This is a genomic window from Micromonospora sp. CA-269861 (genome assembly GCF_050948505.1).
Lineage (GTDB): Bacteria > Actinomycetota > Actinomycetes > Mycobacteriales > Micromonosporaceae > Micromonospora.
Window position 1 is genome coordinate 2,026,845 of record NZ_CP192014.1, and the last position, 24,084, is coordinate 2,050,928.

The window sequence follows — 24,084 nt, forward strand, 5'->3', positions numbered from 1 at the left end:
GGTGCCGCCATGGTCGCTGCCGGTCGGCGCGGAGCGGACGCGGGCCCGTCGGCAGTCGCCCGGAGCTGGGACCGCGTGGCGGCCGCCTTGCGCGACCGGATCCGTCGGGTACGGACCATCGGCGGCCTCGCCCTGCAGGCCGGCCTCGCTGCGGGGCTGTCCTGGTACGTGGCGCACTCGCTGCTGCATGTGTCGCAGCCGGTCTTCGCGCCGATCTCCGCCGTCTCGACTCTCGCCGCGTCGGTCGGCCAGCGGTTGCGTCGCACCGTCGAGCTGATCATCGGTGTCACCGTCGGGGTGCTGATCGGCGACGCGCTGCTCCTGGTGATCGGCACCGGGTGGTGGCAGCTCGCCCTGATCGTCGTGCTGGCGATCGTCGTGGCGCTGTTCCTCGCGGGCAGCGCGGCGGTGGTGATCCAGGCCGGGGCGACGGCGGTGCTCATCTGCACGCTCAGCCCAGCCGTCCGCGATCTGGAGATCCCCCGGTTCGTGGACGCGCTCATCGGGGGAGGGGTGGCGCTGCTGGTCACCGCCGTGTTGCTGCCGCTGAACCCGCTACGGGTGCTCAACCGGGCCGCGCGTCCGGCGTTGGATCTCCTCGCGACCCAGCTCGACGCCACCGCCGAGGCGCTGACCCGGCGGGACGCCGATCGGGCCCGTACCGCCCGGGGGGAGCTGCGGCAGAGCGGCGGCCGGTTGAAGGCGTTCGTCGAGGCGACGCAGGGCGCCCGGGAGGCGAGCACCCTGTCACCTGTGTACTGGCACCAACGGCATGGGCCGGTGGGCCGTTACGCGCGGGCGGCGGAGCCGATCGACCGGGCGATGCGCAACAGCGGCACCCTGATCCGACGGTCGGTGACGCTCATCGAGGACGGCGAACCGGTGCCGGAGTCGCTACCGACGGCGCTTATTGATCTCGCCGAGGCCGTCCGCCTGCTCAAGCGGCAGTTCGCCGCCGGTGCCGAGCCGAATCGGGCACGGGAGCAGGCGCTGCAAGCGGTCCGGACGGCCGGGCACGCCTATCGGGACGGCGTCGGCTTCTCCGGCGCGGTCGTGGTGGCGCAGGTCCGTACGACAGTCAGCGACCTCCTGGTGGCCTCCGGCCTGAGCCAGGAGGACGCGAATCACCTGGTCAGGAGGGTCTTCGGTGACCTCTGACAGCCCGGTGGCCAGCAGTGGAGCCAGGTGATGACACCTTCTTGAGCCATGACGGTTGCACCTTGAGCCAAAGTGGTGCCATGATGGTGTCATGGAGCTGAGGTCGTACGTCGAGAATCTGCGCAACGAGTTCGCGGTGGCTGCGGAGGGGGTTGATCCGGAGGCCCGGGTGCTTGCCGAACGGCTCTTCGCGCAGTTGGAGTCGGCCACCCGTCTCACGCTGCTCGAAGCCCTCTCCGACGCGGCCGACGAGATCACCCGTGACCTCGCGCCCGGTTCGGTGCACGTCCGGTTGCGCGGGCGTGAGCCCGACTTCGTGGTGACGCCGGCCAGCCCGTCCGTCGAGGCGGCGAGCGAGCCCAGCGGCCCGCCACCGCTGTCGGTGCCGGTGTCCGCGCCCGACGGTGACGAGGGCGGCACCTCGCGGATCAACCTCCGGCTCCCCGACCACCTGAAGGCCAGCGTCGAGGACGCCGCTGGGCGCGCCGGGCTCTCCGTCAACGCCTGGCTGGTGCGTGCCGTCGCCGGCGCCATCGGGGCGGGCGATACGCAACGTCGTCCATCCCGCCGAGTGGAGCCGACCTCCGGTCAGCACTTCACCGGCTGGGCCCGCTAACTCCCCGTACCCCTTCCGCCGCACCGCTGACCAGCGGTGACCTTCGCCGACGACCTTTCGGGAGACCACCATGCCTGTTTTCGACACCCCAGAGCCGATTTCCGTCCAGATCGAGCTGCCGATCGGCGATGCCTGGATCGCCGCGAGCGACCGCACCGACACGGTGGTGACGGTGCGGCCCCGCGACCCGTCGAGCAAGGCCGACGTGAGCGCCGCCGACCAGACCACAGTCGAGTTCGCCGCCGGGCGACTGGTGATCCGGGTGCCGAAGAGCTGGCGCCGCTACGGGTTCGGTCCCGGCCCGTCGGTCGACGTCCAGATCGAGGTGCCGACCGGCTCCCGGCTGTACGCCGAGTCGTCGTGGGCGGCGTTCCGCTGCGAGGGTCGGCTCGGCGATTGCCGGATCAAGACCGGGAGCGGCATCCGGCTCGACGAGACCGGACCGTTGGAGGTCGACAGCAGCCACGGCGAGGTCGCGGTCGCGCGTGTCCTGGGTTCCGCCCGGGTGAAGGCCTCGTCCGGCAAGGTGCGCATCGGCGTTGTCGACGACACCGCCGAGATCAAGAACTCGTCCGGCGACTGCTGGGTCGGCCGCAGCGGTGGCGACGTCCGGATCAACACGGCCTACGGCGACATCACCGTTGACGCGGCGCAGGCCTCGGTGACGGCGCGCACCGCCTACGGCAACCTCCGGCTCGGTGAGGTCGCACGTGGCTCGATCGACGTGCAGACCTCCTTTGGCGCGATCGAGGTCGGCATCCGTCGCGGGACCGCCGCCTGGCTCGACGTCAGTTCCAAGCACGGCCGCGTGCACAACGCGCTGGAGTCGACCGACAGCCCGGCGCAGACCGACGACACGGTCGAGGTCCGGGCGAACACCTCCTACGGCGACATCATGATCCGCCGCGCCTGACCCACCACCACGCCGACCACAAATGAGGAGACCATGACCAGCTCCACGAACCCCGCGATCGTCGCCACCGACCTGCGCAAGTCCTACGGCGACAAGGTCGTGCTGGACGGCATCGACCTGATGATCACCGAGGGCACGATCTTCGCGTTGCTCGGTCCCAATGGCGCCGGCAAGACCACCACGGTGCAGATCCTCTCCACCCTGATCGAGGCCGACGGCGGTAACGCCCGGGTCTTCGGCCACGACCTGACCCGAGAGCCCGACGCGGTACGCGCGCTGATCGGCGTCACCGGCCAGTTCTCCGCCGTCGACAACCTGCTGACCGGACGGGAGAACCTGAGCTTGATGGCCGACCTGTGCCACCTGGACAGGGCCGCCGGCCGGCGACGGATCGCGGACCTGCTCGACCAGTTCGACCTGACCGAGGCGGCGGGCAAGCCGGTGTCGACGTACTCCGGTGGCATGCGCCGACGGCTCGACCTCGCGATGACCCTGGTCGGCGAACCCCGCGTCATCTTCCTCGACGAGCCGACCACCGGTCTCGACCCGCGCAGCCGCCGGGCCATGTGGCAGATCATCCGCGCACTCGCCGCCGAGGGCGTCACCATCCTGCTCACCACGCAGTACCTGGAGGAGGCCGACCAGCTCGCCGACCGGGTGGCGTTCCTCGACCACGGCCGACTGATCGCCGAGGGCACGCCACGCGAGCTCAAGCGGCTCATTCCGGGCGGGCACGTCGTGTTGCAGTTCGCCGACCAGGAGGGGCTCGACTCGGCGGCCCGGACGTTCGAGGCCGCCACCCGGGACGACGCCGCACTCACCCTCCAGGTGCCCAGTGACGGCGGAGTCGGGTCGCTGCGTTCCCTGCTCGACCGGCTCGACCGAGCCTCGATCAGCGTGGCGGGGCTCTCCGTGCACACCCCCGACCTCGACGACGTCTTCCTCACCCTCACCGGTCAGCCCGACACCCGGGCCAGCCGACCCGACCACGAAAGGGCTCCCGCGCGATGAGCACCCTCTCCCTCGCCGTCCGCGACTCGAGCACCATGCTGCGGCGCAACCTGCTGCACATGCGGCGGTACCCGTCGATGACGTTCCTGCTCATCGGCATCCCGATCATCATTTTGCTGCTCTTCGTCTACGTCTTCGGCGGCACGCTCGGCGCCGGCCTCGGCCCGACCGGTGACCGCTCCGATTACGCCAACTACGTCACCCCCGGCATCCTGCTCATCACGGTGGTCAGCGCCGCGCAGGGCACCGCCATCTCGGTGGCGATGGACATGACCGAGGGGATCATCGCCCGGTTCCGCACGATGTCGATCTTCCGACCGTCGGTCCTGACGGGTCACGTACTGGGCAGCCTGATCCAGACCACGCTCAGCCTCGCGGCCGTCACCGTGGTGGCGCTGCTTGTCGGGTTCCGGCCGACGGCCAACCCGGTCGAGTGGCTCGCCGCGATCGGTGTCCTCGCCATGATCACTTTTGCGCTCACCTGGCTGTCCGTCGCCCTTGGTCTGGTCAGTGACAGCGTCGAGACGGCCAGCAACCTGCCCATGCCGCTGATCCTTCTGCCGTTCCTCGGTAGCGGGTTCGTCCCCACCGACTCCATGCCGACCGCCGTGCGGTTGTTCGCGGACTACCAGCCCTTCACGCCCGTCATGGAGACCCTTCGCGGCCTGCTGCTGGGCACCGGGATCGGCGCCAACGGGATCATCTCGGTCGTCTGGTGCGCCGTCATCACCGTGGGCTGCTTCCTCTGGGCCAAGACCCTGTACAACCGCAACCGGGCGGCGTGATCCGACCGGCGCTCGGTCTCGCCATCGCAACAAAGAGCCGGCGGCTCGGCCCACGGGGTCGGGCCGCCGGCTCGTGGCGTCGCGCGACCTGCGGGCCGGCGGCGTGAGCCCTTGCTCCCCGCTGCCATCCGGTCAGCGGGCCGACCGGGGTGGCGCGGGCGCCTGGAGACGTTGAATGTTATCGATAACACTGGCGCGTCGTCCGGCTGTGCGCTGTGCGGGTCGCCCCTCCGGCGCGCTCACCCGTGAGCCCGCAAGGTCACCGATGGCTGTGGCGCGGATCTGAGCACGGGAGTGCGACGTCTCGGCGATGTTATCGCTGCCATCTTCGCCGGAAGAGAAGTGGTCGCTATCGGACGGTCGTCCCGCAGTGTCCGGCGCGCTGGACCTGTCGCCCCGCCTGCCGACGGTTCTTCGGGCGGCATCCGTTCCGCGCGGACGCCCTCTTCGTCGCCTTCCTGGCCAAGACGACGCCGGGATCGTGCGTTTTGCACCGGTCCGCTATCTACCCTCCCGAGTCGGTCCGCCTTCCGCGTTCCGTTACGGAGCTGTTGCGGGTAGATGTCTTGACGAGCCTGGATGTGAGCGTTAACACTATCCCCGTTAACGGTGGAGGTGAACATGAACCGTGTGGACGGAGCTGACGACCGCTATGTCGTCGGTGTCGACTACGGCACCCTGTCCGGGCGAGCTCTGGTGGTCCGTGTCGGCGATGGTGCCGAGTTGGGGACCGCGGTGCACGAGTACGGCGATGGCGTGATCAGTACGGCGCTTCCGGGAGGTCGATCGCTACCCCCGGACTGGGCCCTGCAGAACCCGCAGGACTACCGCGACGTGCTGCGGTACGCCGTCCCGGCGGCGGTGTCCGCCGCGGGGGTGGACCCGGCGGCGGTGGTCGGCATAGGCATCGACTTCACCGCCTGCACCGTGCTGCCGACGCTCGCCGACGGCACCCCGCTGTGCGAGACGCCCGAGCTGCGCGACCGACCGCACGCCTGGGTCAAGCTGTGGAAGCACCACGCCGCGCAGCCGCACGCCGACCGGATCAACGCGCTGGCCCACGAGCGGGCCGAGCCGTGGATCGGCCGGTACGGCGGCAAGATCTCCGCCGAGTGGCAGTACGCCAAGGGCCTGCAGATCCTGGAGGAGGACCCGGAGATCTACGACCGGGCCGAGCGCTTCATCGAGGCGGCCGACTGGATCGTCTGGCAGCTCTGCGGCACCGAGACCCGCAACGTCTGCACTGCCGGATACAAGGGCATCCTGCAGGACGGTCAGTACCCGTCCGAGGGCTTCCTGACCGCGCTCAACCCCAACTTCGGCGACTTCGTGGCCAAGCTGGACGGCCCGTTGCTGCCCCTCGGCGCCCGCGCCGGCGCGCTCACCGCCCAGGCCGCCGCGTGGACCGGCCTGCCCGAGGGGATCGCGGTGGCTGTCGGCAACGTCGACGCGCACGTCACCGCGGCGTCCGCGCAGGCGGTTGAGCCCGGTCGGCTCGTCGCCATCATGGGCACCTCGACCTGCCACGTCGTCAACGGCGCGGAGGTCGCCGAGGTGGCCGGCATGTGCGGTGTCGTGGACGGCGGCATCAGCCCCGGCGCGTGGGGCTACGAGGCCGGGCAGAGCGGCGTCGGCGACATCTTCGGCTGGTTCGTCGAGCACGCCGCCCCGGCCGGCATCGACTCGCACGAACGCCTCACCGAGCTGGCCGCGAGTCAGCCCGTCGGGGCGCACGGCCTGGTCGCCCTGGACTGGTGGAACGGCAACCGTTCCCTGCTGGTCAACCACGACCTCAGCGGGATGATCGTCGGGATGACCCTGGCCACCCGGCCACCGGACATCTACCGGGCGCTGCTGGAGTCCACCGCGTACGGCACCCGGATGATCATCGAGGCGTTCGTCGACGCCGGTGTCCCGGTGAATGACCTGGTGATCGCCGGTGGCCTGACCAACAACGCGCTGCTGATGCAGATCTACGCCGACGTGACCAGGCGACCGCTGAACATCATCGCCTCGGCGCAGGGGCCGGCGTTGGGCTCGGCGATCCACGCCGCCGTCGCCGCCGGTGAGTTCCCCTCGATCCACGAGGCGTCGCAGGCGATGGGTCGGGTGCACGAGGCCGTCTACCGCCCGGACCCCGAGCGGGCGCGCGCCTACGACGCCCTCTACGCCGAGTACCGGGCGTTGCACGACCACTTCGGCCGCGGCGGCAACGACGTCATGCTCCGACTCCGGGCGATCCGTAACGCGGCGGTCGAGACCGCGGCGACCGCGCACGAGACCCCGCTGGAGGTGGTGGCGTGAACACCGAGGTGACCCGACAGATCAGCGAGCTGCGCGAGACCGTTGCCCGCCTGCACGCCGAGCTGACCCGGTACAACCTGGTCGCCTGGACGTCCGGCAACGTCTCCGCGCGGGTCCCCGGCCAGGATCTGATGGTGATCAAGCCGAGTGGGGTGAGCTACGACGACCTCACCGCGGCCACGATGGTGGTGTGTGACCTCGACGGCGTACTCGTCGAGGGCGACTTCGCCCCGTCCAGCGACACCGCCGCCCACGCCTACGTCTACCGCGCCATGCCGGAGGTCGGTGGGGTCGTGCACACGCACAGCTCGTACGCGACCGCCTGGGCCGCGTGCGGGGAGTCGATCCCCTGCCACCTCACCGCGCAGGCCGACGAGTTCGGCGGCGAGATCCCGATCGGCCCGTTCGCGTTGATCGGCGGTGACGACATCGGCAAGGGCATCGTCGCCACACTCTCCGGGCACCGCTCGCCCGCGGTGCTGATGCGCAACCACGGCGTGTTCACCATCGGCCGCGACGCCCGCGCCGCGGTCAAGGCGGCGGTCATGTGCGAGGACGTGGCCCGTACCGCGCACCTGGCCCACACCCTCGGGCAGCCGGTGCCGATGGCGCAGGCAGACATTGATGCTCTTTATGACCGTTACCAGAACGTCTACGGTCAACAACCAGTCGCACCGGCGGGTTCCTGACCCTGCACCGCCCATTTGAGACCCGTCGGTCTGCACCACGCGCACCAGCACGCACCACCCGCGTAAGCCGCTCTTTCGCACCTCGGCGGTTGGCGCGGTTACCCACCACATCCAGCCAAGGAGATTCGATGGGAAAGATGCGAACGCAGTCCGCGCCGTGGCGCGCTGCCGTGGTCCTCGCCAGCGTGCTGCTGGTCGGCGGCGTGGCGGCCTGCGGCAACAGCGACACCGGCGGCGGCGGCACCAAGGACGACGGCAAGATCACGATGGGCTTCTCCCAGGTCGGTGCGGAGAGCGGGTGGCGTACCGCGAACACCATCTCGATCAAGGAGGCCGCCACGGCGGCCGGAATCGAGCTGAAGTTCGACGACGCGCAGCAGAAGCAGGAGAACCAGATCAAGGCGATCCGCAACTACATCCAGCAGAAGGTCGACGTCATCGCCTTCTCGCCGGTGGTGGAGTCCGGGTGGGACACAGTTCTCAAGGAGGCCAAGGACGCCGGCATCCCGGTCATCCTGACCGACCGCTCGGTGGACTCGGCCGACAAGTCGCTGTACAAGACCTTCCTCGGCTCGGACTTCGTCAAGGAGGGCAAGCTCGCGGGCGAGTGGCTGGTCGAGCAGAAGAAGGGCGCCTCGGGTCCGGTGAACATCGTCGAGCTGCAGGGCAGCACGGGCGCGGCGCCGGCCAACGATCGCAAGAAGGGCTTCGGTGAGGCGATCGCCGCCAACCCGAACCTGAAGGTCATCGCCTCGCAGACGGGCGACTTCACCCGGGCCGGCGGTAAGCAGGTCATGGAGCAGTTCCTCAAGGCCAACAAGCAGATCGACGTGTTGTTCGCGCACAACGACGACATGGGCCTGGGCGCGCTCGAGGCGATCACCGCCGCCGGCAAGGTGCCCGGCAAGGACATCACCATCATCACGATCGACGCTGTCAAGGACGGCATGCAGGCTCTCGCCGACGGGAAGTTCAACTTCATCGCAGAGTGCAGCCCGCTGCTCGGCCCCCAGCTGATGGACCTCGCCAAGAAGGTCAAGGCCGGCCAGGAGGTGCCCGCTCGGATCGAGACCGAGGAGACCACCTTCACGACCGAGCAGGCCAAGGAAGCTCTGCCCAACCGTAAGTACTGATCGACGACGGGGTCGCCGCGCTCGCGTGGCGGCCCCGCCGCGTCGCCCCCATACCCGAAACGGACCGGGCTTGGCCCGCGACGACCCCCGTACCACGCCCGCCCGAGCGACCCCCAGGGACGACCGGGTGGGCGTGGCGGGAGCGTAGCGGCCCTTCCGTGTCGACAACCCAGAAGAGGTCTGATGGGATGACGGATAGCCGTCCGGTCCTGACGATGACCGGGATCAGCAAATCCTTCCCCGGGGTGCGTGCACTCCACGACGTCAACTTCCGGCTCTTCCCCGGCGAGGTGCACGCCCTGATGGGCGAGAACGGCGCCGGCAAGTCGACCCTCATCAAGGTGCTCACCGGCGTCTACGACACCGACGAGGGCGCGATCACCCTCGATGGCGAGCCCGTGTCGTTCACCGGGCCGATGCAGGCGACCGCCGCCGGTGTGAGCACCGTTTTCCAGGAAGTCAACCTCTGCACCAACCTGTCCGTGGCGGAGAACATCTTCATCGGCCGTGAGCCTCGGCTCCTCGGCGCCGTCCGCTGGGGTGAGGTTCGCCGCCGCGCCCGAGCCCTGCTGGCCCGCCTCGACCTCGACCTCGACGTCAGCGCGCCACTCGGCTCGTACTCCCTGGCTATTCAGCAGATGGTCGCCATCGCCCGCGCGATCGACATCCAGGCCCGGGTGCTGATCCTGGACGAGCCGACGTCCAGCCTCGACGCCGGCGAGGTGGCGCAGCTGTTCCGCATCATCCGGCAACTGCGCGACGAGGGCATCGCCATCCTGTTCGTGACCCACTTCCTCGACCAGGTCTACGAGATCGCCGACCGGATCACCGTGCTGCGCAACGGCGGGCTGGTCGGTGAGTACCTCACCACCGAGCTGCCCCAGCTCTCCCTGGTGGAGAAGATGATTGGCAAGGAGCTCGACGTCCTGGAGGGCATCGAGGAGCACTCCCGGCGGGACCTGGCCGCGCTGGAGGAGGGCACCCCCCTGGTGGCGGTGTCGAACTTCGGTCGGTCGGGCGCCGTCGAGCCGTTCAGCCTCACCATCCACGCCGGCGAGGTGGTGGGCCTGGCCGGCCTGCTCGGCTCCGGGCGTACCGAGGTCGCGCGGTTGCTGTTCGGGGCCGACCGGACCGACGGCGGTCAGGTCGCGGTCGACGGCACGGCGAGCAGCCTGCGCACTCCCGCCCAGGCCATCGACCACGGTATGGGCTTCTGTTCGGAGAACCGCCGCGCGGAGGGGATCGTCGCCGACCTGTCGGTCCGCGAGAACATGATCCTCGCCATGCAGGCGGCCCGCGGCTGGCTGCGGCCCATTCCGCGTCGCCGCCAGGACGAGCTGGTCGACAAGTACGTCAAGGCGCTCAACATCCGGCCCGCCGACCCGGAGGTGCCGGTACGCAACCTCTCCGGCGGCAACCAGCAGAAGGTGCTCCTGGCCCGGTGGCTGATCACCGAGCCGCGACTGCTGATCCTCGACGAGCCGACCCGGGGCATCGACATCGGCGCGAAGACCGAGATCCAGAAGCTCGTGACGCAGCTGTCCGACGGGGGGATGGCGGTGCTGTTCATCTCCGCCGAACTGGAGGAGGTGCTGCGCCTCAGCCACAAGGTGGCGGTGATGCGGGACCGGCAGATGGTCGCGCAGCTCGCCAACGACGAGAGCCTCGACGCCGACCGCATCATGCAGACCATCGCCAGCGGATCCCACCGGGAGGAGGCAGACCGATGAACGACACCATGAACCGCTATCGGACGATGATCGGTCACCGGCTGTTCTGGCCCGCCGCCGTGCTGTTCGTCATGCTCGCCGCGAACACGATCTACCGACCCGGGTTCCTGTCCATCGAGCTCAAGGACGGGCACCTGTACGGCACGCCGATCGACATCCTGCGGTTGAGCGCACCGCTGATCCTCGTCGCACTGGGGATGACCCTGGTCATCTCGACAGGCGGCATCGACCTGTCGGTCGGCTCGCTCTGCGCGATCAGCGGCGCGATCGCCTGCATGTACATCAGCAAGCAGCCCGACCAGAACAGCGTCGGCGTGGTGGTGACCGCTCTCGCGATGGCGTTGGGGGTCTCGCTCGTGCTCGGCGCCTGGAACGGGGTGCTGGTGGCCGTGATCGGTATCCAACCGATCATCGCCACCCTGATCCTGATGGTCGCCGGTCGGGGTCTCGCCCAGCTGATCACCGAAGGCCAGATCATCACCATCAACTCCGAGCCGTACCGGGCGATCGGCCTGGGCCACGCGTTGACCCTGCCGCTGGCCATCTTCATCGCTCTCGCCGCGGCCCTGCTCGTCGCCGCGTTCACCCGTCGCACCGCACTCGGCATGATCATCGAGTCGGTGGGTGGCAACGCCGTGGCCAGCCGGCTCGCCGGCATCCGGTCCGGCCGGGTCATCTTCCTCGCGTACGTGATCAGCGCCGCGTGCGCAGCGGTCGCCGGTTTCATGATGACGGCCAACGTCTCCAGCGCCGACGGCAACGCCGCCGGCCTCTGGGTCGAGCTGGACGCGATCCTCGCGGTCGTCATCGGCGGTACGTCCCTCGCGGGCGGTCGGTTCTTCCTCAGCGGCACCATCATCGGCGCGCTGATCATCCAGACGCTGACCACCACGGTGTACGCCATGGACATCTCACCGCAGACCTCGCTGCTGTTCAAAGCGGTGGTCGTCATCGCCGTCTGCCTCATCCAGGCACCGGCCTTCCGGGCCAAGTTCAGCCGCCGCAGGCGCAACGCCCCGCCGCCCGCCACCATCGCCGACAAGCCGAAGGAGCAGGTGCCGGCATGACCACTGGAACGCTCACCGCCGGTCGTACCCGGTTCCGGCTGCCGAGGAAGCAGATACCGGTCCTGGCGACGCTCGCCCTGCTGCTGGTGATGTACGGCATCGGTGTCTCGCAGTACACGGCGTTCTCCAACGTCCAGGTCATCTTCAACGTCTTCATCGACAACGGCTTCCTGCTCGTCGTCGCGGTGGGCATGACCTTCGTGATCCTCACCGGTGGCATCGACCTGTCGGTCGGGTCGGTCGTCGCCATGACGGCGATGGTGTCGGCCGCGCTGCTGAAGGACGGCATGCCGGCGGCGCTGGTGCTCGTCATCGCCCTGCTCATCGGCCCGACGCTCGGCCTGTTGATGGGCTGCGTCATCCACTTCTTCGAGATCCAGCCGTTCATCGTCACGCTCGCCGGGATGTTCTTCGCCCGGGGCATGTGCACGTTCATCTCGGGCGCGTCGATCCCGATCACCGACGGGTTCTGGACCTCGATGTCCCAGGAGCGGATCGGGGATCCCCGGGGCAACTTCGTGTCGATCAGCGTGCTGATCGCCTTCGTGGTGGTCGTCATCGCCGCGTACACGCTGGCCTACACGAGGCTGGGACGCAACGTGTACGCCATCGGCGGCAACCCGCAGTCGGCGCTGCTGATGGGCCTGCCGGTGGGGCGGACCCGGATCGCCGTCTACACGATCAGTGGTCTGTGCTCGGCCATCGGCGGGATCCTGCTGTCCTTCTACACTCTCTCCGGCGCGCCTCTGATCGCCGTGGGGATGGAGCTGGACGTCATCGCCGCTGTCGTCATCGGTGGCACGGTGCTCACCGGTGGCGCGGGTTACGTCTTCGGCACGGTGCTCGGCGTGCTGGTCCTGGGCGTGATCCAGACCCTCATCACCTTCGATGGGAGCCTCAACTCCTGGTGGACCAAGATCGTGATTGGCGGTCTGCTCTTCGCGTTCATCCTCCTCCAGCGCCTCATCGGAATCCGTTACAAGTGACCGCCCCTCTCGCGGAAGGCAACTCCATGGCACCACACACAGAACCCGAGATCTGGTTCCTCACCGGCAGCCAAGGCATGTACGGCGAGGAGACGCTCCGCCAGGTGGCCGAGCAGTCTCGCCAGATCGCGGCCGCGCTCGACGACTCACCGCAGATTCCCGCCCGCGTGGTCTGGAAGCCCGTCCTGACCAACAGCGGTGAGATCCTGCAGGTCTGCCGGGACGCCGCCGCTCAGGGTGCCGTCGGGGTCATCGCCTGGATGCACACGTTCTCGCCGGCCAAGATGTGGATCTCCGGTCTGGACGCGTTGCAGACGCCGCTGCTGCACCTGCACACCCAGGCCAACGTTCTGCTGCCGTGGAACGACATCGACATGGACTTCATGAACCTGAACCAGGCCGCCCACGGCGACCGCGAGTTCGGGTACATCCAGACGCGTCTCGGTGTGGCCCGTAAGACGGTGGCCGGGCACGTCAGCGACCCGCGGGTGACCACCCGGGTCGGTGCGTGGGCGCGCGCCGCGCTGGGCTGGTCGGCCATGCGGTCGCTGCGCCTGGCCCGCTTCGGTGACAACATGCGCGACGTCGCGGTGACCGAGGGCGACAAGGTCGAGGCTGAGCTGCGGTTCGGGGTCTCGGTCAACACCTACGGCGTCAACGACCTGGTCGAGGTGGTCGGTGAGGTCACCGACGCGCAGGTGGACGACCTGGTCAAGGAGTACGAGGACACCTACCGCATCGTCGGCGAACTGCTGCCCGGCGGCGACCAGCACGACTCGCTGCGCTACGCCGCGCGCCTGGAGTTGGGCATGCGCGCCTTCCTGGACGCGGGCGGCTTCCGGGCCTTCACGACGAACTTCGAGGACCTCGGGGGGCTGCGTCAGCTGCCGGGCATCGCCGTGCAGCGGCTGATGGCGGACGGCTACGGCTTCGGCGGCGAGGGCGACTGGAAGACGTCGGTCCTGGTCCGCACCCTCAAGGCGATGTCGGTGGGCGTGAGCGGCGGCACGTCGTTCATGGAGGACTACACCTACGACCTCACCCCGGGCAACGAGCTGGTGCTCGGCGCCCACATGCTGGAGGTCTGCCCGACCATCGCGTCCGACGTGCCCAACGTGGAGATCCATCCGCTGAGCATCGGTGGTCGGGAGGACCCGGTCCGGCTGGTGTTCGACGCCGCACCCGGTCCGGCTGTGGTGCTCGGCCTGGCTGACATGGGTGAGCGCTTCCGGCTCGTGGCCAACGAGATCGACGTGGTGTCCCCGCCGCAGCCGCTGCGCCGGTTGCCTGTCGCCCGTGCCGTCTGGCAACCGCGCCCCGACCTGCCGGTCTCGGCCGAGGCGTGGATCACCGCGGGCGCCCCGCACCACACCGTGCTGTCGCAGGCGGTGGGCGTGGAGGAGTTGCACGACCTGGCGGAGATGAGCCGTACCGAGCTCGTCGTCATCGACGCCGCCACGGAGCCCCGCCGCTTCGCTGACGAGCTGCGCTGGAACCAGGCCTACTACCGGCTGGCCCGCGGCTTCTGATTCGCGCGGTTCGGCCGCACTCCGGACGGGTGGCCCGTCCCTGCCTGACATTCCTCGGGCAGGGGCGGGCCACCCGTTTGCGTGTCCGCCTAGCACGACCGTCAGCCGATTGGGTTACGTCTTGACTAAGGCCGTGTTATCGCTCACAGTCTATAACCAAGACGGTCGATGTCTGTGGCTGGCCCGGCTTGCGATCATTTTTCTTCCCCGTGCACGGCAGTTCAGCGCCGCGAACCACGATGAGTGATGTTAACGATCACATCCTGCGATCGGGCCAGCTCGGCACACCGCCCAGTGCCGCGGATGACGACCCCGGGCCGCTCGGAACGCATAAGGAGGATCATGGTTGCCATCGGTCGGGTTCCCTGGACAACACCAGCACGGGGGCGTGGTCGGCTGTCGCGGCTCGTCGCCGCTGCGGTCGCGGTGGTGGTCGGCGGCGCTCTGGCGGCTGTCGCGTCGACCGCCGCGTCAGCGGCGACTGTCGACACCAGCGCCTACTACGTGCTGGTGAACCGCAACAGTGGCAAGGCATTGGACGTGTACAACCTGGCCACGAATGACGGCGCGCGGATCACCCAGTGGACGCGCAACAACGGCAACCAGCAGCAGTGGCAGTTCGTCGACTCCGGAAGCGGCTACTACCGGCTCAAGTCGAGGTTGTCGGGCAAGGTGCTGGACGTCTCGGGCTTCTCGACCGCCAACGGCGCCAGCATCGTGCAGTGGGCCGACAACAACAGCACCAACCAGCAGTTCCGGTTGGCCGACTCGGACAGCGGCTACGTCCGGCTGATCAACCGCAACAGCAACAAGGTGATGGAGGTGCAGGGCGCGTCGACCGCCGACGGCGGAAACATCGTGCAGTACGACGACTGGAACGGCGCAAACCAGCAGTGGCAGCTCGTCCGCGTCGACGGCGGGACCAACCCCACCACGCCACCTCCGTCGAACGGCACGTACTCGAACCCGGTGGTCTGGCAGGACTTCGCCGACGTCGACATCATCCGGGTGGACAACGCCTACTACATGTCGGCCTCCACCATGCACTACTCACCAGGCGCGCCGGTCCTGCGCTCGTACGACCTGGTCAACTGGGAGTTCGCCGGTCACTCGGTGCCCCGGCTTGAGTTCGGGTCGAAGTACGACATGAGCGGCGGCAACGCGTACGTCGACGGGATCTGGGCGTCGACGCTCAACTACCGGCCGAGCAACCGGACGTACTACTGGGCCGGGTGCATCGACTTCGCGCAGACCCACATCTACACCGCGTCCGCCGTCGACGGCGCCTGGAGCAAGCACACCACCATCCCCAACTGCTACTACGACGCGGGGATGCTGATCGACGACAACGACACCATGTACGTGGCGTACGGCAACGGCACCATCAGCGTGGCCCAGCTGTCCGCCGACGGGAAGTCCCAGGTGCGTGCCCAGCAGGTGTACACCACGCCGTCGAGCATCGGGACGCTGGAGGGCGCACGCTTCTACAAGCGCAACGGCGCCTACTACATCTGGCTCACCCGCCCGGCCAACGGCCAGTACGTGCTCAAGTCGACAAACGGCCCGTTCGGCCCGTACGAGCAGCGTCAGGTGCTGCTCAACCTGCCCGGTCCGATCTCCGGCGGCGGTGTGCCGCACCAGGGTGGGCTGGTGCAGACCCAGAACGGCGACTGGTACTACATGTCCTTCGTCGACGCGTACCCCGGTGGTCGGATGCCGGCGATGGCCCCGATCACCTGGACCGGCGACGGCTGGCCCGTGCTGCAGACGGTCAACGGCACGTGGGGCAGCTCGTACCCGAAGCCGAACCTGCCCGCGCCGCCCAGGGCGGTCAAGCCGCTCACCGGCACCGACACCTTCTCGGGCACCACGCTCGGCCCGCAGTGGGAGTGGAACCACAACCCCGACAACAACAGGTGGTCGGTCAACAACGGGCTGAACCTGCAGACCGCCACCGTCACCGGCGACCTGTACGCGGCGCGCAACACGCTGACCCACCGGATCCAGGGCCCCACCTCGACCGCGACCATCGAGTTGGACTACTCCACGATGCGCGACGGTGATCGCACCGGCCTGGCGGTGCTGCGCAACTCGTCGGCCTGGATCGGGGTCCGACGCGACAACGGGTCCACACGTCTGGTCATGCAGAACGGCCTGACCATGGACGGCAGTTGGAACACCACGAGCACCGGCAGTGAGGTGGCGAGCACCGCCGTCTCCGGCGGCCGGATCTGGTTGCGCGCCAACGCCGACATCAGACCCGGCTCCGGCCGACAGGCCCGTTTCTCGTACAGCACGGACGGGGTCAACTTCACCTCGTTCGGCAACGCCCTGACGCTGGCGAACAACTGGCAGTTCTTCATGGGCTACCGGTTCGCCATCTTCAACCACGCGACGCAGGCGCTCGGTGGCGCGGTCACCGTGCGGCGGTTCGACCTGACGACCCCGTGACACCAGTCACACGACCGTCGGTCTGAACGCGCCAGGTCCTCGCCGGCCTGCTGCAGGCTCTGTCCGGAGCTTGCGGCAGGCCGGCGTGCCGTCGCGGCAGCGCCCCGCTCAGGACGACTCAGCACTCCGGGTGGGCCATGTGTCGTGCGGTGTCGGACGCGTTCCACAGTCCCCATACGGCCGTGCCGTGTTCGGGGCCGTTGCTGGCGTAGACTGTCGGCGATCCAGCGCTGGTCACCTGGGATTCAGCACCGGCGTGGTGACTGAGCGAGGGGATCGGGCCGGGCCGCTCCAGTCGACGCCGACGGGCTGCGGGCCGGCGATGTAGCGGGGGGAGTGAAATGGCCGTCCACGGTCCCGCGATGACGGATGTTGCTCGTCTCGCCGGTGTCTCCCATCAGACGGTGTCGCGGGTGCTCAACGGGCATCCCAACGTCCGTGAGCAGACCCGGCTTCGGGTGCGGGCGGCGATCGCCGAACTCGGCTACCGCCCCAATGGCGCGGCACGCGCCCTGGTGACCGGTCGATCACAGGTCATCGGTGTGGTCGCACAGAACACGACGCTCTACGGTCCGGCGTCGCTGCTGGCCGCGTTGGAGCAGACCGCCGCCGAAGAGGGTTTCGCGGTGAGCGTCGGCAGCGTGCGAAACCTGGACCACCGCTCCATCTCGGCGGCCGTCGAGCGGCACCTGTCGCACCGGGTCGCCGGCATAGTGGTCATCGCCCCGGTCGAGTCGGCCGGTGAGGCGCTGGAGCGCCTGCCCAAGGATGTCCCGCTGGTGACCGTCGACGGTGACCCGAGCCGGCCGGTGCCGCTGGTGACTGTCGACCAGGTGGCGGGCGCCCGGGCGGCGACGCAGCATCTGCTCGACGCGGGGCACCGCACCGTCTGGCACGTCTCCGGGCCGACCGACTGGTTCGACAGCGTCGGTCGGATCGACGGCTGGCGGCAGGCGCTGCTGGCCGCCGGTCTGGATCCGCCGCCGCCGATGCCGGGGGACTGGTCCGCGGCGTCGGGTTACCGGTGTGGGCAGATGTTGGCGCGGATGCCGGAGGTGACCGCCGTCTTCACCGCCAACGACCACCTCGCGCTGGGCGTGCTGCGGGCACTGCACGAGTTCGGCCGACGGGTGCCGGACGAGATCAGCGTGGTCGGCTTCGACGACGTGCCGGAGGCGGCGTACTTCATTCCGCCGCTGACCACCGTCCGACCGGACTTCGACGCGGTGGCGCGGGCGAGCCTGCAGATGCTGCTGTCCCAGATCGAGTCGGGCACCGGTGGGGCGCTGCGGCAGACCATCGCCCCGGCGCTGGTCGCCCGCGAGAGTGTCGCCCCGCCGCGTAGCTGACGGCCGGACCAACCAGAGGTCGGCCCGCGCGGCGCGGGGGAGTGGTTTCGTCGCCGCTCCCCGCTGAGCGCATGCACGGTGCGCGCGGGCCAGCGCGCGCCGGCTGCTGCCCGCAGCTGCCTGCGTCATTTCTCGACTTCCCGGCTGATAAGACGCGACTCGATTGGTCGCAGAGGGTGACCTATCGATGTCCAGCAATACGGATCGGTGCAGGTATTGAACCTCGTGAAATGCCGCCGTAACATGATGGGCGTCTCTGTTAACGCTAACAAGAATTGGCGTACAACTATCGGCGTGCCGACCAGGGATCGTAGTCGCGGGCGGGCGCCACCGACAAGGAGGCTCGATGAACCGCATTACCCGAGGTCGTCGCTGGGGGAGCGTACTGGCGGCCGGAATACTGCTCGCCGGTGCCCTGGTCGGCCTTCGCGCCCCGACGGCGCAGGCACTGGACAACGGCGTGGCGCGCACTCCACCCATGGGTTGGAATTCGTGGAACTCGTTCGGCTGCAACATCAACGAGGCGCTGATCCGGCAGACGGCGGATGCGATCGTCAGCAGTGGCATGCGGGACCTGGGCTACAACTACGTCGTCGTCGACGACTGCTGGTTCAACCCCAACCGGGACAGCTCCGGCAACATCCAGGGCGACCCCAGCCGGTTCCCCAGCGGGATGAAGGCGCTCGGCGACTACCTGCACGCCCGGAACCTGAAGTTCGGCCTGTACCAGGTGCCTGTCGACAAGACCTGTGCGCAGTACTTCGGCGCCTACCCCGGCGCTACCGGCAGCCGTGGTCACGAGGCGCAGGACGCCCGCCAGTTCGCCGCCTGGGGTGTCGACTTCCTCAAGTACGACTGGTGCTCGCCGGAGGGCAGCATCAACGACCAGGTGACCACCTTCGCCAAGATGCGTGACGCGCTGGCCGCCACCGGCCGACCGATCGTGTACAGCATCAACTCCAACAGCATCCACGCCAAGACCGGCCCGCAGCGCAACTGGGGCGACGTGGCGAACATGTGGCGAACCACCGAGGACATCACCAACGCGTGGGACACCGGCCAGAGCAACGGCTACCCGATGGGCATCCAGAACATCATCAACGTGACGGTTCCGCTGGCGTCCTACGCGCGGCCGGGTGGGTTCAACGACCCGGACATGATGGAGGTCGGCCGCGGCGGCATGAACGACACGGAGATGCGCAGCCACTTCGCGATGTGGGCGATCATGGCGTCTCCGCTGATCGCCGGCAACGACGTACGGAACATGAACTCGGCGACGCAGACCATCCTCAAGAACGCCAACCTGATCGCGATCAACCAGGACTCGCTCGGGTTGCAGGGGGTGCAGGTGTCGTTCGACGGCACGCGTCGGGTGCTGGCCAAGCGGCTCGCCAACGGTGACGTCGCCGTCGCCCTCTTCAACCAGGGCGGCTCGACGACGACGATCTCGACCACGGCCGCGGCCATCGGCAAGTCCGGCTCGTCGTTCACGCTCGTGGACGCGTGGACCGGTGGCAGCAGCTCCAGCAGCGGGACCATCAGCGCCAGCGTCCCCGCGCACGGCACTGTGGTGTACCGGGTCAGCGGTGGCGGAACGACGCCTCCGACGACGCCGCCGCCGACCACGTCGAGCGCGTACGCCAGCGCCGCCTCCGGCCGCTGCCTCGACGTGCCGAACAGCAACACGACCAATGGCACGCAACCGGTCATCTGGGACTGCAACGGCGCCGCCAACCAGCGCTGGACCAGCACCAATCAGACCCTGCAGGCCCTCGGCAAGTGCCTGGACGCGCCGCTGAACGCCACGGCCGGCACCAAGGTGCAGCTCTGGGACTGCAACGGTGGGACCAACCAGCAATGGACGGTCAACGCCAACGGCACGATCAGCGGCGCGCAGTCGGGGCTCTGCCTGGACGTCAACAACAACGGCACGGCCAACGGCACCACGGTGCTCCTCTGGACCTGCACCGGTGCGGCCAACCAGCGGTGGTCGCAGCGGTAGCCGACCGGGTCCGCCGACCGCCGAGGTCGCGGCCACCCACCTGATCCGGCGGTGGTGCGGGTGCCCGTGGACGACATCTGTCGTCCACGGGCATCGGTCGGTAAGGTGCTGCGGGCGACCACGCTGAGTCGCCGCGTCCTGCCCTTCCGGCGGATCGGCGACATGGCTACGCTCGCCTGGATGCTCCGTTACGAGACCGTGACACCGGTATTTCGGATCTGGTGTTGACGCAATCTATGTGAGCGCTAACACTACCCGAAAGATGACACTTGGCCCCGGCAGTCGGCGGGGGAGTCCAGAGAGGAGAAGCCCGTGGGCAGGAAATTCCTGGTTGCTCTCGGCGGCGCCGCACTGGCGCTGAGTTTGGCGGCGTGCAGCGGCGGGGGTGCGGGCAGCGGCGAGAAGACCGGTGACGAGAAGCCCAGCGATCTGACCATCGGTGTGTCGATGCCGACCCAGACGTCGGAGCGGTGGATCGCCGACGGCAACGCGGTGAAGTCGAAGCTCGAGGCCAAGGGCTACAAGGTCGACCTCCAGTACGCCGGCGACGACATCCCCACGCAGTCGCAGCAGGTCGACCAGATGATCACCCAGGGTGCGGATGTCCTGGTCATCGCGGCGATCGACGGCACGGCGCTCAACAGCCAGCTGCAGGCCGCCGCGGCCGCGAAGATCCCGGTCATCTCCTACGACCGGCTGATCCGTGGCAGCAAGGACGTCGACTTCTACGTCAGCTTCGACAACTACAAGGTTGGCGTCGCCCAGGGCACCGCGCTGCTCGTCGGTCTCGGCCTGCTGAACAAGGACGGCTCGAAGGGCACGGCCAAGGGGCCGCTGAACGTCGAGCTCTTCGCCGGGTCGCTGGATGACAACAACACCCAGTACTTCTTCGGCGGCGCGATGGACACCCTGAAGCCGTTCATCGAGAACGGCACGCTGATCGTCAAGTCCAAGCAGACCACCCCCGAGCAGGTCGCCATCCTGCGGTGGCAGCAGGAGACCGCGCAGAAGCGGATGGAGAACCTGCTCACCTCGGCCTACAACGACGGCTCGAAGGTCGACGGGGTGCTCTCGCCGTACGACGGCATCTCCCGCGGCATCATCACCGCCCTGCAGAACGCCGGCTACGGCAAGGGCGCGAAGAAGCTCCCCGTGGTCACCGGCCAGGACGCCGAGATCGCCTCGATCAAGCTGATCAACGACGGCGTGCAGAGCTCCACGGTCTTCAAGGACACCCGCCTGCTGGCCGAGCAGGCAGTGAACGCCGCCGAGGCGTTCCTGCAGAAGAAGCAGCCGCAGGCCAACGACACCCAGACGTACAACAACGGTGTCAAGGTCGTCCCGGCGTACCTGCTGCCGATCGCGACCGTCTACAAGGACGACATCAAGGCGACGCTGATCGACTCCGGCTACTGGACGGCGGAAGAGGTCGCCGCCGGTCAGGCCAAGAAGTAAGCCACTCGTCGGGCCCGGCGGTCACCCGCCGGGCCCGACGCCTGGGCGCGTGCCGCGTCCAGACCTGACGGAGGACAGTGACAATGGACGACACCATCCTCGAGATGCGTCGCATCACCAAGACCTTCCCCGGCGTGACCGCGCTGGAGGACGTCAGCCTCGCAGTGCGCCGCGGGGAAATTCACGCCATCTGCGGTGAGAACGGCGCCGGCAAGTCCACCCTGATGAAGGTGCTGTCCGGCGTCCACCCGTCCGGCTCGTACGACGGCGAGATCCTCTTCGACGGCAAGCCGATGCAGTTCCGTGGCATCCGCGACAGCGAGGCCAACGGAATCGTCATCATCCACCAGGAGCTCGCCCTGGTGCCGTACCTGTCGATCGCGGAGAACCTCTTCCTCGGCAACGAGCGGCGTGGCCGCAGCGGGCTCATCGACTGGAACTTCGCCAACGCCGAAGCGGCGAAGCTGCTGGCGTCCGTCGGGCTGCACGAGAACCCCGTCACCCCTGTCATCCAGCTCGGTGTCGGCAAGCAGCAACTGGTGGAGATCGCCAAGGCGCTGTCGAAGAAGGTTCGCCTGCTCATCCTGGACGAGCCGACCGCCGCGCTCAACGACATCGACTCGGCGCACCTGCTCGACCTGTTGCGGGCACTCAAGGAGCAGGGCATCACCTGCATCATGATCTCGCACAAGCTGAACGAGATCACCGCCATCGCCGACTCGACCACCGTGATCCGCGACGGGCGCACGGTGGAGACCCTGGACATGAAGTCCGACGAGGTGAACCAGCAGCGGATCATCCGGGGCATGGTCGGGCGCGACCTGGACAGCTTCTACCCCGACCGCGAGTCGTCGCCCGGCGACGAGGTTCTCCGCATCGAGGACTGGACGGTGCGGCACCCGGTCCAGGACCGGATGGTCGTCGAGGGCGTCGGCCTCTCCGTACGCGCCGGCGAGGTCGTCGGCATCGCGGGCCTCATGGGGGCCGGGCGGACCGAACTGGCCATGAGCGTGTTCGGTCGGTCCTACGGGCGTGACATCCGGGGCCGACTCTTCGTCCGCGGGCGGGAAGTGCAGGCGCGCACCGTCGCCGAGGCGATCGACAACGGCATCGCGTACGTCACCGAGGACCGCAAGCGCTACGGCCTCAACCTCATCGACGACGTGCGGCGCAACGTGTCCGCCGCCGCGTTGGACCGGCTGTCCCGCCTGGGCTGGGTGAACGGCAACGAGGAGATCAAGGTTGCCGAGACCAGCCGCAAGGAGATGAACATCCGGACGCCCAGCGTCATGGCGGTGGTCGGCAAGCTCTCCGGCGGCAACCAGCAGAAGGTCGTGCTGTCGAAGTGGCTGTTCACCGACCCGGACGTGCTGATCCTCGACGAACCCACCCGGGGGATCGACGTCGGCGCCAAGTACGAGATCTACACGATCATCAACCGGCTGGTGGCCGCCGGTAAGGCAGTGATCGTCATCTCCTCCGAGCTGCCGGAGCTGCTCGGAATGTGCGACCGCATCTACACCCTCGCCGCCGGCCGGATCACCGGCGAGATGCCGGTGGCCGAGGCGACTCAGGAGAGCCTCATGGAGCTGATGACCAAGGACAAGGAGCTCGTCGGATGACAAGCATCAAGACCCCTTCGACGGAGCACCCCACGCCCCCGGACAACACGCCCGCCGCCGCCCTGCACAGCGGCACGAACGACCTGCGGGCGCTGGTGTTGAACAACCTGCGGCAGAGCGGGATCTACGTCGCCCTGGTCGTCATCGTCGCGCTCTTCGCGGTCCTGACCGACGGGGTGTTGCTGAGCCCCGGCAACATCACCAACATCGTTCTCCAGTACTCGTACATCCTGGTCCTCGCGATCGGGATGGTCATCCTGATCATCGGCGGGCACATCGACCTGTCGGTCGGATCGGTCGTCGCGCTCACCGGAGCGGTCTCCGCCGTCCTGGTGATCCAGCAGGGCCATCCCTGGTGGATCGGCATCGTGGCCGCGCTTGTCGTCGGCATCGCGGTCGGCGCGTGGCACGGCTTCTGGGTGGCGTACGCCGGCATCCCGGCCTTCATCGTGACCCTGGCCGGCATGCTGCTGTTCCGCGGTCTCACCCTGCGGGTGCTCGACAACATCTCGCTGTCGCCGTTCCCGTCCGAGTACCAGCAGGTCGCGGCGGGCTTCCTCAACGGCCTGCTCGGCGGGCAGGGCTTCGACGCCTTCACGTTGCTGATCGGCGCCATCGCTGTGGCCGGCTACGCGGTCAGCGGCTTCCGCACCCGCGTGGCGCGTATCCGCTACCAGCAGCCCGTCGAGTCGTTCCCGCTGTTCGTCGCCCGGGTCGTGCTGGTCGGCGCGGTCCTCATGTACTTCGCCTGGCAGTTGGCGCACGCCCGAGGGCTGCCGATCGTGCTGATCATCCTGGCGTTCCTGGTGCTGGTCTACGGCCTGCTCACCCGGCGTACCGTCTTCGGTCGTCAGGTCTACGCGATCGGCGGCAACCTGTCGGCGGCGGCGCTGTCCGGGGTGAAGGTCCGCACCGTCAACTTCTGGATGTTCGTCAACATGGGCTTCCTGGCGGCGGTGGCCGGCGTCATCTACTCGTCGCGGTCCAACGGCGCCCAGCCCGCCGCCGGCAACATGTTCGAGCTGGACGCGATCGCCGCTGCCTTCATCGGCGGCGCGGCCGTCACCGGTGGCGTGGGCACCGTGGTGGGCGCGATGGTCGGTGGTCTGATCATGGCGGTGATGAGCAACGGCATGCAGCTGATGGGCATCGACCAGTCGACGCAGTCGGTGGTGAAGGGTCTCGTCCTGCTCGTCGCGGTCGCCTTCGACGTCTACAACAAGCGTCGCGCCGGCACCGCCCGCTGACGCCTGGACCGTAGGCAGATGGCCCCCTGACCACTCG

Annotated in this window: 18 protein-coding genes; all 18 read left to right on the forward strand. The window is 68.5% G+C overall.

Annotated features, from left to right (window positions below):
- The first annotated feature begins 9 nt into the window (after nucleotides 1-9).
- Nucleotides 10-1,158, forward strand: coding sequence for an FUSC family protein (locus ACQP0U_RS09350; RefSeq protein WP_433317540.1), 1,149 nt, complete (start codon nucleotides 10-12; stop codon nucleotides 1,156-1,158).
- Nucleotides 1,159-1,249: 91 nt separating this feature from the next.
- Nucleotides 1,250-1,774 (forward strand): hypothetical protein, encoded by a 525-nt coding sequence (locus ACQP0U_RS09355; protein WP_433317542.1) that lies wholly within the window; start codon nucleotides 1,250-1,252, stop codon nucleotides 1,772-1,774.
- A gap of 70 nt (nucleotides 1,775-1,844) precedes the next feature.
- Nucleotides 1,845-2,687, forward strand: coding sequence for a DUF4097 family beta strand repeat-containing protein (locus ACQP0U_RS09360; RefSeq protein WP_433317544.1), 843 nt, complete (start codon nucleotides 1,845-1,847; stop codon nucleotides 2,685-2,687).
- A gap of 33 nt (nucleotides 2,688-2,720) precedes the next feature.
- Nucleotides 2,721-3,698 (forward strand): ATP-binding cassette domain-containing protein, encoded by a 978-nt coding sequence (locus ACQP0U_RS09365; RefSeq protein ID WP_433317546.1) that lies wholly within the window; start codon nucleotides 2,721-2,723, stop codon nucleotides 3,696-3,698.
- Nucleotides 3,695-4,483: an ABC transporter permease gene (locus ACQP0U_RS09370; RefSeq protein ID WP_433317548.1), complete on the forward strand. Its 789-nt coding sequence runs from the start codon at nucleotides 3,695-3,697 to the stop codon at nucleotides 4,481-4,483. Before ACQP0U_RS09365 ends, ACQP0U_RS09370 begins: the two co-directional genes overlap by 4 nt.
- Before the next feature lie 621 nt (nucleotides 4,484-5,104).
- Entirely contained in the window at nucleotides 5,105-6,787 is a 1,683-nt protein-coding gene (araB, locus tag ACQP0U_RS09375) for a ribulokinase (RefSeq protein WP_433317550.1), read from the forward strand.
- A complete protein-coding gene (locus ACQP0U_RS09380) occupies nucleotides 6,784-7,476 on the forward strand; it encodes an L-ribulose-5-phosphate 4-epimerase (protein ID WP_433317552.1) in 693 nt (230 codons plus the stop codon). The genes araB and ACQP0U_RS09380 overlap by 4 nt, the downstream gene beginning before the upstream one ends.
- Nucleotides 7,477-7,604: 128 nt before the next feature.
- Nucleotides 7,605-8,609 (forward strand): ABC transporter substrate-binding protein, encoded by a 1,005-nt coding sequence (locus ACQP0U_RS09385; protein WP_433317554.1) that lies wholly within the window; start codon nucleotides 7,605-7,607, stop codon nucleotides 8,607-8,609.
- A gap of 188 nt (nucleotides 8,610-8,797) precedes the next feature.
- Nucleotides 8,798-10,339 (forward strand): sugar ABC transporter ATP-binding protein, encoded by a 1,542-nt coding sequence (locus tag ACQP0U_RS09390; protein WP_433317556.1) that lies wholly within the window; start codon nucleotides 8,798-8,800, stop codon nucleotides 10,337-10,339.
- Entirely contained in the window at nucleotides 10,336-11,406 is a 1,071-nt protein-coding gene (locus tag ACQP0U_RS09395; protein ID WP_433317558.1) for an ABC transporter permease, read from the forward strand. The genes ACQP0U_RS09390 and ACQP0U_RS09395 overlap by 4 nt, the downstream gene beginning before the upstream one ends.
- Nucleotides 11,403-12,392, forward strand: a complete 990-nt coding sequence (yjfF, locus tag ACQP0U_RS09400; protein WP_433317560.1) for a galactofuranose ABC transporter, permease protein YjfF — start codon at nucleotides 11,403-11,405, stop codon at nucleotides 12,390-12,392. The genes ACQP0U_RS09395 and yjfF overlap by 4 nt, the downstream gene beginning before the upstream one ends.
- Nucleotides 12,393-12,418: 26 nt before the next feature.
- Nucleotides 12,419-13,921, forward strand: coding sequence for an L-arabinose isomerase (gene araA, locus ACQP0U_RS09405; RefSeq protein ID WP_433317562.1), 1,503 nt, complete (start codon nucleotides 12,419-12,421; stop codon nucleotides 13,919-13,921).
- Between the two features lie 342 nt (nucleotides 13,922-14,263).
- The gene (locus ACQP0U_RS09410) at nucleotides 14,264-16,372 is read left to right on the forward strand and encodes a family 43 glycosylhydrolase (RefSeq protein WP_433317564.1); all 2,109 of its coding nucleotides are present in this window, start codon (nucleotides 14,264-14,266) and stop codon (nucleotides 16,370-16,372) included.
- A gap of 362 nt (nucleotides 16,373-16,734) precedes the next feature.
- Nucleotides 16,735-17,721: a LacI family DNA-binding transcriptional regulator gene (locus ACQP0U_RS09415; protein ID WP_433317566.1), complete on the forward strand. Its 987-nt coding sequence runs from the start codon at nucleotides 16,735-16,737 to the stop codon at nucleotides 17,719-17,721.
- Between the two features lie 346 nt (nucleotides 17,722-18,067).
- On the forward strand, nucleotides 18,068-19,723 hold the full coding sequence (locus ACQP0U_RS09420; RefSeq protein ID WP_433317568.1) for a glycoside hydrolase family 27 protein: 1,656 nt from the start codon (nucleotides 18,068-18,070) through the stop codon (nucleotides 19,721-19,723).
- 312 nt (nucleotides 19,724-20,035) lie between these two features.
- Nucleotides 20,036-21,178 (forward strand): multiple monosaccharide ABC transporter substrate-binding protein, encoded by a 1,143-nt coding sequence (chvE, locus tag ACQP0U_RS09425; protein WP_433317570.1) that lies wholly within the window; start codon nucleotides 20,036-20,038, stop codon nucleotides 21,176-21,178.
- 83 nt (nucleotides 21,179-21,261) lie between these two features.
- A complete protein-coding gene (gene mmsA, locus ACQP0U_RS09430; RefSeq protein WP_433317572.1) occupies nucleotides 21,262-22,800 on the forward strand; it encodes a multiple monosaccharide ABC transporter ATP-binding protein in 1,539 nt (512 codons plus the stop codon).
- Nucleotides 22,797-24,047 carry a multiple monosaccharide ABC transporter permease gene (gene mmsB, locus ACQP0U_RS09435; RefSeq protein ID WP_433317574.1) on the forward strand — a complete coding sequence of 417 codons (1,251 nt, stop codon included), beginning with the start codon at nucleotides 22,797-22,799 and terminating at the stop codon, nucleotides 24,045-24,047. The genes mmsA and mmsB overlap by 4 nt, the downstream gene beginning before the upstream one ends.
- Nucleotides 24,048-24,084 lie beyond the last annotated feature (37 nt).

What these genes read in the sequence shown, in the direction of transcription:
- ACQP0U_RS09350 (WP_433317540.1), top strand. Translation starts at nt 10, where the DNA reads ATGGTCGCTGCCGGTCGGCGCGGAGCGGACGCGGGCCCGTCGGCAGTC.
- ACQP0U_RS09355 (WP_433317542.1), top strand. Translation starts at nt 1,250, where the DNA reads ATGGAGCTGAGGTCGTACGTCGAGAATCTGCGCAACGAGTTCGCGGTG.
- ACQP0U_RS09360 (WP_433317544.1), top strand. Translation starts at nt 1,845, where the DNA reads ATGCCTGTTTTCGACACCCCAGAGCCGATTTCCGTCCAGATCGAGCTG.
- ACQP0U_RS09365 (WP_433317546.1), top strand. Translation starts at nt 2,721, where the DNA reads ATGACCAGCTCCACGAACCCCGCGATCGTCGCCACCGACCTGCGCAAG.
- ACQP0U_RS09370 (WP_433317548.1), top strand. Translation starts at nt 3,695, where the DNA reads ATGAGCACCCTCTCCCTCGCCGTCCGCGACTCGAGCACCATGCTGCGG.
- araB (WP_433317550.1), top strand. Translation starts at nt 5,105, where the DNA reads ATGAACCGTGTGGACGGAGCTGACGACCGCTATGTCGTCGGTGTCGAC.
- ACQP0U_RS09385 (WP_433317554.1), top strand. Translation starts at nt 7,605, where the DNA reads ATGGGAAAGATGCGAACGCAGTCCGCGCCGTGGCGCGCTGCCGTGGTC.
- ACQP0U_RS09390 (WP_433317556.1), top strand. Translation starts at nt 8,798, where the DNA reads ATGACGGATAGCCGTCCGGTCCTGACGATGACCGGGATCAGCAAATCC.
- ACQP0U_RS09395 (WP_433317558.1), top strand. Translation starts at nt 10,336, where the DNA reads ATGAACGACACCATGAACCGCTATCGGACGATGATCGGTCACCGGCTG.
- yjfF (WP_433317560.1), top strand. Translation starts at nt 11,403, where the DNA reads ATGACCACTGGAACGCTCACCGCCGGTCGTACCCGGTTCCGGCTGCCG.
- araA (WP_433317562.1), top strand. Translation starts at nt 12,419, where the DNA reads ATGGCACCACACACAGAACCCGAGATCTGGTTCCTCACCGGCAGCCAA.
- ACQP0U_RS09410 (WP_433317564.1), top strand. Translation starts at nt 14,264, where the DNA reads ATGGTTGCCATCGGTCGGGTTCCCTGGACAACACCAGCACGGGGGCGT.
- ACQP0U_RS09415 (WP_433317566.1), top strand. Translation starts at nt 16,735, where the DNA reads ATGACGGATGTTGCTCGTCTCGCCGGTGTCTCCCATCAGACGGTGTCG.
- ACQP0U_RS09420 (WP_433317568.1), top strand. Translation starts at nt 18,068, where the DNA reads ATGAACCGCATTACCCGAGGTCGTCGCTGGGGGAGCGTACTGGCGGCC.
- mmsA (WP_433317572.1), top strand. Translation starts at nt 21,262, where the DNA reads ATGGACGACACCATCCTCGAGATGCGTCGCATCACCAAGACCTTCCCC.
- mmsB (WP_433317574.1), top strand. Translation starts at nt 22,797, where the DNA reads ATGACAAGCATCAAGACCCCTTCGACGGAGCACCCCACGCCCCCGGAC.